Source organism: Gluconacetobacter entanii, from assembly GCF_003206495.1.
GTDB lineage: Bacteria > Pseudomonadota > Alphaproteobacteria > Acetobacterales > Acetobacteraceae > Novacetimonas > Novacetimonas entanii.
On sequence record NZ_NKUF01000024.1, the window covers coordinates 37,863 to 49,688 of the forward strand.

At 60.5% G+C, this 11,826-nt stretch carries 10 protein-coding genes and 1 pseudogene; 4 read left to right on the plus strand and 7 right to left on the minus strand.

The annotated features are described in order from the left end of the window. Positions 1-36 precede the first annotated feature (36 nt). A complete protein-coding gene (locus CFR72_RS10990) occupies positions 37-1,128 on the plus strand; it encodes a phosphotransferase (protein WP_110913987.1) in 1,092 nt (363 codons plus the stop codon). A 27-nt stretch (positions 1,129-1,155) separates the two neighbouring features. Here the strand turns inward: CFR72_RS10990 and CFR72_RS10995 are convergent, their stop codons facing one another. Next, positions 1,156-1,782, minus strand: a complete 627-nt coding sequence (locus CFR72_RS10995) for a TetR/AcrR family transcriptional regulator (protein ID WP_110913988.1) — start codon at positions 1,780-1,782, stop codon at positions 1,156-1,158. Between the two features lie 94 nt (positions 1,783-1,876). Here CFR72_RS10995 and CFR72_RS11000 point away from each other — a divergent pair, with 94 nt between their 5' ends. Together CFR72_RS11000 and CFR72_RS11005 are read left to right on the plus strand one after the other, a co-directional pair. Further along, the gene (locus tag CFR72_RS11000) at positions 1,877-3,076 is read left to right on the plus strand and encodes a lipase family protein (protein WP_456303981.1); all 1,200 of its coding nucleotides are present in this window, start codon (positions 1,877-1,879) and stop codon (positions 3,074-3,076) included. 54 nt (positions 3,077-3,130) lie between these two features. Further along, positions 3,131-3,769 carry a hypothetical protein gene (locus tag CFR72_RS11005; RefSeq protein ID WP_110914000.1) on the plus strand — a complete coding sequence of 213 codons (639 nt, stop codon included), beginning with the start codon at positions 3,131-3,133 and terminating at the stop codon, positions 3,767-3,769. 67 nt (positions 3,770-3,836) lie between these two features. Here CFR72_RS11005 and cls read toward each other — a convergent pair whose 3' ends face one another. From cls to CFR72_RS11035, 6 genes are all read right to left on the minus strand, one after another. Beyond that, entirely contained in the window at positions 3,837-5,282 is a 1,446-nt protein-coding gene (gene cls / locus CFR72_RS11010; protein WP_110913990.1) for a cardiolipin synthase, read from the minus strand. A 108-nt stretch (positions 5,283-5,390) separates the two neighbouring features. Next, positions 5,391-6,152, minus strand: a complete 762-nt coding sequence (locus CFR72_RS11015; protein ID WP_110913991.1) for a DUF1868 domain-containing protein — start codon at positions 6,150-6,152, stop codon at positions 5,391-5,393. Positions 6,153-6,239: 87 nt separating this feature from the next. Continuing rightward, entirely contained in the window at positions 6,240-6,719 is a 480-nt protein-coding gene (locus tag CFR72_RS11020) for an Hsp20/alpha crystallin family protein (RefSeq protein ID WP_110913992.1), read from the minus strand. A 144-nt stretch (positions 6,720-6,863) separates the two neighbouring features. Beyond that, the gene (locus CFR72_RS11025) at positions 6,864-8,462 is read right to left on the minus strand and encodes an alkaline phosphatase D family protein (RefSeq protein WP_110913993.1); all 1,599 of its coding nucleotides are present in this window, start codon (positions 8,460-8,462) and stop codon (positions 6,864-6,866) included. 329 nt (positions 8,463-8,791) lie between these two features. Beyond that, positions 8,792-9,322, minus strand: coding sequence for a hypothetical protein (locus CFR72_RS11030; protein ID WP_233043203.1), 531 nt, complete (start codon positions 9,320-9,322; stop codon positions 8,792-8,794). 14 nt (positions 9,323-9,336) lie between these two features. Further along, on the minus strand, positions 9,337-10,539 hold the full coding sequence (locus tag CFR72_RS11035; protein ID WP_110914002.1) for a DUF3500 domain-containing protein: 1,203 nt from the start codon (positions 10,537-10,539) through the stop codon (positions 9,337-9,339). A gap of 171 nt (positions 10,540-10,710) precedes the next feature. On the opposite strand from CFR72_RS11035, the pseudogene CFR72_RS11040 reads away from it, so the two are divergent. Further along, a pseudogene (locus CFR72_RS11040) lies at positions 10,711-11,736 on the plus strand (tannase/feruloyl esterase family alpha/beta hydrolase); the annotation flags it as partial. Positions 11,737-11,826 lie beyond the last annotated feature (90 nt).

The window sequence follows — 11,826 nt, forward strand, 5'->3', positions numbered from 1 at the left end:
GGGGACATTTTTCCATGCCATGTCACAGCGATATCCATGATGTCCATTGACGGAACCCTTCTGGAAATAGCTGAAAAATACGGCAATTTTTCACAGCCATTCGTGCATATGCCCGCAGGGGAAGCCCTGGCCCTTGCCAGCCAGCATTACGGCATCAGCGGGCAGATGGACCGTCTTGCGACTGAAAAGGACGATACGTTCCTGATCCGCTGCGGGGCGGGGCGCGCCTTCATCCTCAAAGTCGAGCATCCCCGCGAAAGTACCGGGGATGTCATATTCCAGACCGCGCTCCTCGATTACCTGCGCGATACGAGGCCTGACCTGCATGTGCCGCGCGTGATCCGCGGGAATGACGGTGCTGCAATCATGCACTGCACCGACCGGGCGGGACAGGTACGTCAGGTCAGGCTCCTGTCCTATCTCGAAGGGCTTCCGCTGGAATATCCAGCCCCCACCCCACACATACGGCGGCAGATAGGCGAACAGCTTGCCCGGCTGCGTCATGCCCTTGCCGATTTCGCGCATCCCGGTGAAGGGCGTGTACTGATATGGGACGTGCGGCGACTGCCTGACCTTCTGCCTGTGCTGCCCCTCATTGACGACCCATCCCATCGTGCATGCGCCGGGACCGCAATGGCGCGGTTCATGTCCCTGCTGCCCGCCATCAGGGGATTGCGTACGCAGGTGCTGCACAACGATTTCACCTGCTCCAACCTTCTTGCGGTTTCGCGGCAGGATGAAACGATCACCGGTATCATCGATTTTGGCGACGCATTGCGCACGGCAGTCGCAATCGACCTTTCCACGGCAATGGCGGGCCAACTCCCGCTGGAAGGTCCGGCGGATGAAACGGCGTTCCTGTCCGCGTCACGCGATGTCCTGCACGGTTATCTGAAACATGCCGACCTCCTGCCCGAAGAGGTCACGATGCTGGGCCCCCTGATGATGGCGCGCGTACTGCTCCGTGCCCTGATCTCGACATGGCGTGAAATGGTGTTTCCCGAAGACTGCCCCCAGATGCGGTATTATGACCGGATCACATGGGAACAGTTGGCATGGTTTGTGGAGCGTGACCCCGATACCGTCTCCAGACTGTTCACAAGGGACGTGCCGTTTCATGGATCCTGATGCAACGGGCGGATCATGCACCGTCCCTCAGCGCAGGGCATCTTCCACCAGTTCCTCCAGCGTCATTCCTGCCCCATCACGGGCAAGCAGCATGTCAAGGAACCCGTCAACCGCCAGCACGGCAAGGCCATGCACCCTGCCCCACAGGGCCGCGCGTGTTCCGGCGCGTGTACGTGCCGCATGGGGCTCCTTCATTGCACCGATGACCTGCGTCAGCATGTCCGATGTCCGGCCCGAGGCCTGTGCCAGCGCGGGCAGGCCACGATCAATGGCGTCGCTGCGGAACATGAGGGTGAACAGGCCGGGATTGAGGATGGCAAAGCGCACATAGGCCATACCGGTCGCGTGCGCCCCCTTCCCCATGGCCGGTGCGAGGGCGGCAGCCAGTTCTTCATACCCGATGGTCGCAAGCGCGCTGAGCAGGCCGGTCAGGTTTCCGAAATGTGGGGCCGCCGCCGCCGAAGACACACCTGCGCGACGTGTGATCGCACGCAGGCCCAGCGCGGCAATTCCCTGTTCCTCCACAATGCTGCGCGCCGCACGCAGCAGCGCCGCGCGCAGGTCCCCATGATGGTAGGCCTTTGGCGATGGACGTCCCCGTATCCCCCCGGAGGATGGCGGGGCCAGTGTCACGGTGCCATGGGAACTTGACATCCACTTTATCCCGATGTTCATTCTTAACAGTGTTAAGTTTAAACCCGCATGGTGGTCAAGCGGAAAGCAGGCTGCCTTCTGGAAAGGATTTTGCGTGCACTTTTCCCGCCCTGCCCGCACCATGGCCTGCCTTGTGGCGGGTGTCTGCCTTGCCTCCCTGCCGTCCATCGGCCATGCGGCCTCCCCGACGCCGGAAAGCAGCAGGCCGGGAACGCTCATGGCGTCCGCATCCCTGCCCGCAGCCTTCAGCCTGCCGAATGCCGGGCGCGCCATGCGCATCACCTACCTTTCCACCAATGGCGTGACCGGCAGTGGACTGGTGCCCGTCACGGCGGAAGTCATCCTTCCCCCCGGCAAGGCCCCCAAGGGGGGATGGCCGATCGTCGCGTGGGCGCACGGAACCGTCGTGGTGGCAGATCACTGCGCCCCGTCCGCCAATCCGTGGACCGATCGCAACAGGCGGTACCTGTCCGTCTGGATGCAGCGTGGCTTTGCCGTGGTCGGCACCGATTATCAGGGACTGGGCACGCCCGGCGTGCATGCCTATCTCGACACACGGGTCGAAGCCTACAGCCTGCTGGACGGGGTGCGGGCTGCATTGTCCACCGTTCCGGAACTGCGCAACAAGGTCATGATTGTCGGACAGTCACAGGGAGGTGGCGCCGCATTCGCATCCGCCGCATTCGCGCCCGCCTATGCCCCTGACATTGACATTCGCGGGACGGTTGCAACCGGTGTTCCGTATATCACGCCGGAACTTCTCAGGCAGCTTATGACTGCCTCCGCCACCCGGCAGCAGGGTGCGACATTTGACCCGCTGATGGTCTATACGCTCTACCTTGCGCAGGGGCTTGCGGGTTATGACCCGGCTTTCCGGCCGGAAGATGCCTTCACGGCAAAGGCGCTGCCTGCCTATCAGGCGGCAGGTGATCTGTGCGTGTACCAGTTGACCGACAGGGTGAAAGATGCGGGCCTGACATTCGGGAACTCGCTTGCGCCGAATTTTGCAAAGGCGCTGGCCCCTGCACTGGCCGCGATGGCGTATCCGACCATGAAACTGGCCCAGCCACTCTTTATCGGGACCGGTGAACTTGACCGCGATGTACCGCCGTCACTGCAGTTCGGCCTGGTCAAGGCCGCATGCGCCGCAGGAACAACCGTTCAGGCCCATCTGTACAAGGGACTGGACCATAGCCAGACGGTCAATGCATCCCTGCCGGATTCAGCCGCGTTCACACAGGCAGTCATGGAAGGCAGGCCTGTGACACCGCAATTCACGCCGACCCCGCAATAAATCCGCAAGACAGCATGACGGGCGCGCCTGTATTCCGCGCGGAAGGAGACATTGGTGCATACGCTCGATTTCAGTTCATGGCACAGCCTTCTTGTTACCCTGATCGGGCTGTCGGTAATTACGCTCATCGGTGTCGGAATCCGTCTGTTGATGATGCAGGTCATCCAGCAACGTCGCGAGCGCATGAACCGTCAGATCAACGAACGGCTACGGACCCTGATCGCGGCCTACCGGACCCTGGGCGGATCCTTTACGGGCGACCTGGTGGTCGATCCACGGCACCGGCGGGAAATGCGGGTCATGACGGATGCGGGAACGGATAGCGCATCGGATCGTGCGCGCCGTATCCGCGATGCCGTGGAGGCAGCCCTGTCGGACATCATCCTGCTGGGCACCGAAGAGCATGTCCGCCTGGCCGAGCGTGCCGCCCATGAACTGGTGGCCGGGCAGCGCGTGCACACGCATGCGCTGGTCGTCTCATTGCGTGATTTCATCCGCGAGGCGCTTGATCTGGATCCGATCCCCTCGGATCTTGCCATTCCGATGCAGGGCCCCACGCGCATCCCGGCGTCAGGCAACCGGGCAAAGGACGATGGGAAAAAGGACAAGGCCGACGGCGGCGGTGGGGGCATGAACGGTGGCGGAGAGAATTTCCCGGCGGGAGAGACCGGCAGCGACCATCATGATGCATGAGCAGCATTCGGGAGACCGGTTTTCCGAGGCGTCCTGAAAACTGAAATCATGAAACTTTCCGGTCAGGTCACAGCACCGGTCCAACCATCGCCAGCACATTGTTCCACAACACCCGATGGACCGGCCAGCGTATGACGTCATCAAGCATCACCCGTGTGGAAGCCGTTGTATAGCTCTGTTGCCTTTCATATATGGCTGCCGTGAAATCACGGTCCACCAGCAGGATGTTATTTTCAAAATTCAGGTCGAAACTGCGCCGGTCCAGATTTGCCGAACCGATCATGGTCATGTGGCCATCCACCGTCAGCGCCTTGGTATGCAGCAGGCCATGCGGATATTCATATACCATCACGCCCGCCTCCAGCAGTTCGCGGTAATAACTGCGACTGGCGCCGGCGACGATCCATGAATCATTGCGACGCGGCAGGGTCAGGACCGTTTTGACGCCGAGACGGGCCGCAGCGCACAGCGCGGCCTGTATGGGTTCGTCCGGAACATAATATGGCGTGGTCACCATCAGTTCCCGTGCCGCTGCGTTCATGAGCGAGACGAAAACCTCCGGCATCGCCGCGTAACGTACCGCGGCACTGGTGCCGATGACCTGGGCGACAAATCCCTCCCCTGTCGGTACGGTGGCTGACGCCAGCAGAGGGGTCAGATCCTCGTCCGTATGGGCGATCCAGTCCGTTGCGAACAGGTGCTGGTTCTGCAGCACCACAGGCCCTTCGAACCGTGCGACAAGATCCACCCAGGGGGCATAGCGCGCCTTTACCCGGAATTCCGGGTCGGCACAGTTCTGGCTGCCGCAATAGGTGACACGATTGTCAATCACGACGATCTTGCGATGGTTGCGCATGTCGAAACGCCCGCGGAACGGGCGTTGCAGGAGGTTGCCGATCGGCAACGCACGTACGACCAATATCCCGGCCGCCTGCATCTCTGCCCAGTGGTGGCTGTGAATCAGTCGCCGCGATCCCAGGTCATCGGCCATGACCCGGCATACGACCCCACGCGCCGCCGCCCGCTTGAGCGCGTTGACGACCTTCATGCCGTTATTGTCAGACAGCCAGATATAAAAGCTGATATGGACATGTTCCCGTGCGGCATCAATGTCCGCGACCATCGCCGTGATCGCGGCATTGGAATCCTGCATGAGCGTGGCTTTGTTACTGCCAAGTGGGGGATAGCCACTGATCGACTGCCCGACCCGGAACAGGGGCGCCAGACGCGGCGGCAGGCCGAAATCGTGTTCGGCATCGATCAGGGCATCATTTTTCTTGCCCGGGACGGGCAGGTCCCGGATTGCCTTGTGGATACGCTGGACGATACGCCAGTCAAGATGCGTTTCGCCCAGCAGCAGGTAGGCGATCATCCACAGAATCGGCAGCGACCCGATAATGGCGACCCACGCCACGCGGGAGGCTGGCTGGCGATGGGGTCTTAGCAGCACCCGTCCGATAAACAGTAACTGTAACCCAAGGGTCGTCGCCGCACCAACCCAACCCCATCCCATATCTTTTGCCCTGTCCTGATCCGGTCACATTTACGTTGTGACGGAATGGTATCGTGTGCGTACCTTATGGGCAATATCCGTCCCTCCCCATGTCCTGCGGGGCAGGGTTTACGCAATCATGTGATGAAAAAACTGCCGGTGATAGGCATACATATCACTGAAAAAGCACAGTTCCGGCGCACCCAGACGGATTTCGGGCATCGTGCGGTTCATCACATCCTGCCATTGCATCATGAACCGCGTGAATTCCGCCGCTTCGTGGTCTGCAAAGCTACGGACCTGATAGGCAAGGGTGGTATGGAACACGTACGACCCGGGCCGGGGCTCTTTCATCCCCATATGGGCCGCAAGCGCATGGCGCAGTCCCGCCAGCATCCGCTCCTGGACATGATCCGCCGGTTCCAGCCTGATATGGGGGATTTTCCCGTCGTATGATGGATCCGGTCTGGCCGGTCGCATACGTATGGGCAGGTCCAGTCCATAATGAAAGGTCCCAAGCCTGTCTTTGACCCACTGATCGCACGACGGCATCGGCGCGGTGCGCGCAAGGGCCTCGGGCCATGACGGCCGGGTGCGCAGCCCATCGTTCAGACCGTCCAGTACAGTCATGTGGTAACTCGACGGGGGCAGCAGCGCCAGTTTCCCTGAAAAACCCTGTGCCAGAACGTCACGATACATATCCAGCAGGACATTGAAAAACGAACTCTGCTCTCCCTGCTGGGGCAGGTGGCAGATGATCGTATTTCCGGCATAGGGCCGGGGACGGCCGTCAGGGTAAAATTTATTCTGGTTCAGCAGCAACGTCGCGACCTTCGGCCTTTTATCCCGGATCTCGGGCAGGCGGAAAGTCTGCGCCTGATTTCGCATCATGCATGAAATATTCAGGGAAATATAACAAATCCGACCGGGCGGGGTTCGACATGAACCCCACCCGGTCGGCAGAAGGCCCTGCGGCTATTATCCTGCCTTGATCTCGATCTTGCGCTCCGCCGGCTTTACCGGTTCACGACGCGGAAGGGTGATCTGCAGAACGCCATTCTTGATGCTGGCCACGATGCCTTCAGGATTGACCTCCTCCGGCAGGTTGAAATGTTCCTCGAACGCTCCGAACATGCGCCCCGCCACATGCTGCTTCTGTTCGGTGTCGGCAATCGGGCTTTTCTTCTCGCCGGAGATGGTCAGGATCCCGTTTGTCGTGCTCAGGCCGATGTCCTTTTCCGAACAGCCCGGCACCTCGATATAGATATGGTATCCCGATGCATCCTCGGTGATATCGGTTGCACCCAGCCTGCCGGAACCGAACGTGTCGGGCGCACGGTAATCTTCAATCAGCCTGCCGACCTGCCGCTGCAGCGCCGCGAACGGATCCGCCACCCGCCCTTCACGGCTGCTGGAAGGACGCTGCGGCACTGCGATGATTGTCGGACGCGTAATCACGATATTCCTCCTGAAAGCATGACCAGATCATCTGGTGCCCCCACTGTGGAATGGCGCACGCCCCGGGACAGTGATGCAGGTCAAACAAGGCATGCCCCACATTCTGTCCAGCCATACCTCATTTCTGAAACATAACGGAGCATATCAGGCTTTCTGCAACCCGGGATGTCCGCGCTCCACGGCAAAACTGGCATAGGTCGACAGCCTGCCACCACGTTCCATGACCCTGTCGAGCACCTTCAGGTCCGCATGCCAGACATCGCGTCCCACGTCGCACAGCACATAACCCCGCTGGTCCGTGGTGGCCAGAAGGTGCGGGTTTTCACGCCGGACCGAGCGGCTGAAACTGTCATTGTCCCCTGCCCCATCCGCACCGGAGGAAATGGATGTCGCAAGGAATTCCACGGAAACCGGCCTGCGATCATCCGCGTCATAAGCAAGATTTCCTGCAAAGTGCCGATGCGCATCCCCCGTCACGTTCACCACGTTCCCCGGGCAGTTCTGTTCGATAAACTGTAGCAGGTGCCTGCGGCTGTACATATAGCCCGACCACTGATCCATGCTGTAGAGTACAGGGCCATGGCCGGATTTGCGAAAGGCAAGGTTCATCATCATGACCTGGTGCGCCAGCAGGTTCCATCGGGTATCCGAATGGGCCAGGCCATTGAACAGCCACTGTTCCTGCGCATTCCCCATCATCGTCCGTTCCGGCAACCAGACATCCGGCCCCTGCCCCGCGAACCGGTCCCCATAGACCTGATCGCTCCGATACTGGCGGGTATCAAGCACGAATATATTCATCAGGTCGCCATAGCGCAGGCTGCGGTAGATCTGCATGTGACTGCCATCAGGCAACGAGGTCAGGCGAAGCGGCATATGTTCGTAATAGGCCTGCATGGCCGAAGCCCGCCGCAGGCGGAAGATCTCCGCAGGTGTGCCGTCCTGATCGCTGTCACCGGCCCAGTTGTTATCGACTTCATGGTCGTCCGATGTGACGATCCATGGCACTGCGGCATGGGCCGCCTGCAGGTCTGCATCCGTCTTGTACTGCGCATAACGCCGGCGATATTCATCAAGGGAATAGCATTCAGGCCCCACATGGCGTCGCAATGCCCGAAACGGTCTGCCATTATGCTGATGGATACCGTCCCCGCGATCCCCATTTTCATAAATGTAGTCCCCATAATGGAAAACGAAATCTATGGGTTCTTCGGCAATCCTGCGCCACGCGGTATAATATCCCTCTTCATAATACTGGCATCCTGCCGCGGCGAACCTTACGCGGGCAGGCGATGCGCCCGGCAGGGGGAATGTATGACCGCGCCCGATCGTACTGTCATATCCGGCAATGCGGAAACGGTACCAGTAGGGACGGTCCGGTTTCAGGCCCGATACCTCCACATGCACGGAATGTCCCAGTTCGGGATGCGCCAGCGCCTGTCCCCTGCGCACGATATGCAACAGGGTATCATTCTCCCCGACTTCCCAGCTCACCAGCATGGGGCGATGACTGGTCATGCCCGCGTCAGGGGACAGTGGCGCAGGGGCAAGCCGTGTCCAGATGACAAAGCCATCGGACGATGGATCCCCCGATGCAACACCCAGTTGAAAAGGTGATGTCTCGAATTTCGGTTTTGTCTCAAGGTTGGCCGGCACGGCCGCCCGCAGGGCCCTGACCCGCGTCGAAAGCAGCAACCCGCCTCCCAGTCCCGCCAGAACCTGCCTGCGATTTGGAAAAACCATGAAAACACCTTGTTAAAATTGAAATATGTTCTGATTCAATCTTTCATGGCAGAACATGTCCTGACGGGCGTGGGGACCACAGCCACCATACGGACCCGGCATATGTCGCAGTCACGGCAGACCCCGTAAGTCCATTATGTAATTTTGTCAGCGTAGTTGTGTGATGTTTTCATGAATTCGTATCGCCACGTTGCAATGACGCAATGCAGGGATCATTCCAGATAAAGAAAAGTCTGTGGGTGCCGGTTTTCAGGAATGTCGCGTTTTTCAAAGCTTTTTGAAAAAAGCTTCACCAAGAACCTTTGGGGCTACGAGATGTTTTCCGGGGGCTAATGATCGACGATGAAGTCCAGTGCATATGAGGACTGCTCGGCAGAACGCTGCTGCCCTCCCGTATGGATGGCTGGATCATCAGGCATCAGGGCATTGACCAGATACACCGCGTCAGGCCCCTGGCCCTGATTGGCATACGCCAGATGATACGCACCGGGCGCCAGCACGACAGTGGCTTCATAATGAAGCCCGATCACGCCATCACCTGTCCGCATGGCCGCAACGGATGGAAAAACCGCATCCCCTGTCCTGAGAGGCAGGGAATGGCCATTAAGGGAAAGTTTCAGTCCATGCGCGATACGCCCGGCATAGGCATGCTGTTCATCTAGTGACAGGACGCCATCCCCATTGCTGTCGATCTGGCGAATGACGGCGGCGGCTACCTCCCGTCCCGGTGTCAGGCGCAGGCTGATGTCAATGTGCTGCCGGTGCAGGTCGATCATCGTCGCCTGCAGATATTCATCCAGTCGATGCGCCTGCGCCACCCCCATGACGGACATCATCGCAACCGTCATGGGGACCATCATCTGCCTGCCGACCTTCATGGCCGGGTATATCGGTTGCCATAACTGTTGGTCGGATCACGATAAACGGTATGGACATGCATCGTGGGATCGTCCCCCACCCCCTGCGGCGAAAACTCGATCAGCAGCCTTGGCCCCTCGATGCGGTAGTAGGAGGATCCATTACGTCCCGGCGCATGGATGACAGGGCCACTCCACGCAAACCATGTATTGTCGAGGCCATTGCGGATTTCCTGCAGGCGCGGCGCGGCATAGGCATCATCGACGATGCCTGCCCATTCCGTAATCACATCCATCAGCAGTTCTTTCTGCGCGGCGGTCATGCCGCTTCCCTTCAGGCCTTCGGGGATAAGCATCTCGCCATCATGGCCCGGCCCCTGCACCAGATCAGCCACCCTGTAGGACAGGATCGCCTGCCGCCGCTGTTTCGCATCAAGCGCGTCCAGAAGTGCAAAGGCGCGATCATTTTCCCCCGCCAGCACCCGCACCGTCTTTCCGTCCGCCTGGTAAATCGCAGGCTGCGCGCCAGTCAGGGTGGGGGTCATGACGCCATGCGCACCATCAATCACGATGTTCAGCCCCAGATGATGGCCACCAAACTGTATCATCCACGGCCTGTCCGCTGCCGGTGCACCAAAGATCGCAAGGGTATAGACCGCCCTGCCGGACGCAAAGGGCGTCCCGCCATCGGCAAGTGCCTGATCCGCGCCCATGATCTCAAGCACCTTCCGGTAGCCTTTGGCACTCAGCACCGTCTGGAGCAGATGCAGGGCCGCCGCCTGCTGGGTGGGGGTCAGTTGTCCCATCTGCACGCCCGGTCGCGGCACGTCACTGACGGGGAAATTGGACCACACGGAATTGCCGTAGCGTTCGCCGATGAATCCTCCCGGCGGTCCCATCCCCGGTCCCCGCGCCGCAGGGGCGTCGGCCTGTGTCCCGGTGACAGGCCGGACCGGTTGGTCGGGCGCGCTGCGGCGGAAACGGGCCAGGGTGGCAGTTTTTTGTGTTACGAAGGGAAACTGCACCTTCGCCCGCCCGTCGGCCCCGAATGTCCCGAGGAAGGACTGCGCTGCGGCCACAACCATGTCCGTGCGCCGGGTGGCGGTGTTTTGTGTTGCAGCGATGGCGGAAGACGGCGTTTTCTGGCCAGATGTGTCGCCCGCCATCGCGGACGTCGCGATCAGGAACATGCCCCCGGCCGCCAGAAAAATCTTGTGCATCAATCCCCTGCCCTGTCCTGCCTGACGGGAGTCCCGTATGGTGGTGCATGCACACTGCATGGCCAGCGCCGTGCGATCAAGGGCTTTTCCCCCACTGGTTTTTTCCCCCACAATGGCATCTGCCGTCAGGTCGGGCCTGCCACCGGAGCCGTCCATGACATCACAGCCGCAATGATCCATCGGGAACCCGCCATGCCCCCTTCCGAGCCCCCTTTCACATCCGTGCGCGGCCTGTCGCACCAGATAGTCCGGCTGGCGGTCGGCACGGCCCTTGCGGTGCCACTGGCGTTTGCCAGCGTATCGGGTGCACATGCCACAGACTGTCGCGACCTTGCCCGTCAGGCACTGCCGGACGCCACTTTCACGACCGTTGAAACCGTACCGGCCGGAGGCTGGCAGACGCCGCAGGATCAGTTGTCACGCATCATGTCGGCCCCCGGCATGAACCTGGCCGGCCATCCGACACAGGCCCCCACCCCTGCATTCTGCCGTGTGGCCCTTACGCTGCGTCCTTCGCGTGATTCGCAGATCCGCACGGAAGTCTGGCTGCCGCTGAAGGGATGGAACGGCAGGCTGCTGGGGGTTGGCAATTTCGGCTGGGCCGGATCGCTTATGTATTACGGCATGGCGACGGGCGTTGCCGAAGGCTATGCCGTGGCCAGCACCGATACCGGACATGACAGTTCCACGCCCGATGGGCAGGGCGGGCGCTTTACCCTCGGCCATCCGGAAAAGCTGATCGACTATGCCTATCGGGCCGATCACCTGATGACCGTCACGGCAAAGGTGCTGGTCAGGGCGTTCTATGGCAGGGCAGCATCCCATGCCTACTGGATCGGATGTTCGCTTGGCGGTCTGGAAGGGCTGATCGAGGCCAGACGCTATCCTGAGGATTACGACGGGATCGTGGCGGGGGCACCGCCAAACCCGATCGTGGATTTCAATGCGGAACAACTCTGGGCAGGCTGGATGAGCTATCATAACCCTGCCCTTCGCGTCTCGCGCGACAGGTTCAGGCTGCTGAATATGGCGGTGATGGAGGCCTGCGCCTCCCCTGTCGGGAAAAAGCAGGGCTTTCTTGACGAACCGGACAGGTGCACGTTCACGCCGCAACAGCTTCTGTGCAAGGAGGGGCAGACGACTGGCTGCCTGAACGCGAATGAGGTGCAGGCCGCGCAGGAGATCTATCAGATTCCATGAGGAGTGGATAGCGAGCCGCGCCGTGTCAGAGTGTGCTTGCTGAAACTCTCTGGAGGGCAGAACCATGCTCGAGGCATCTGATCATCC

What these genes read in the sequence shown, in the direction of transcription:
- cls (WP_110913990.1), bottom strand. Translation starts at nt 5,282, where the DNA reads ATGGGATGGGGTTGGGTTGGTGCGGCGACGACCCTTGGGTTACAGTTA.
- CFR72_RS11015 (WP_110913991.1), bottom strand. Translation starts at nt 6,152, where the DNA reads ATGATGCGAAATCAGGCGCAGACTTTCCGCCTGCCCGAGATCCGGGAT.
- CFR72_RS11025 (WP_110913993.1), bottom strand. Translation starts at nt 8,462, where the DNA reads ATGGTTTTTCCAAATCGCAGGCAGGTTCTGGCGGGACTGGGAGGCGGG.
- CFR72_RS11030 (WP_233043203.1), bottom strand. Translation starts at nt 9,322, where the DNA reads ATGATGGTCCCCATGACGGTTGCGATGATGTCCGTCATGGGGGTGGCG.
- CFR72_RS10990 (WP_110913987.1), top strand. Translation starts at nt 37, where the DNA reads ATGATGTCCATTGACGGAACCCTTCTGGAAATAGCTGAAAAATACGGC.
- CFR72_RS11035 (WP_110914002.1), bottom strand. Translation starts at nt 10,539, where the DNA reads ATGCACAAGATTTTTCTGGCGGCCGGGGGCATGTTCCTGATCGCGACG.
- CFR72_RS10995 (WP_110913988.1), bottom strand. Translation starts at nt 1,782, where the DNA reads ATGTCAAGTTCCCATGGCACCGTGACACTGGCCCCGCCATCCTCCGGG.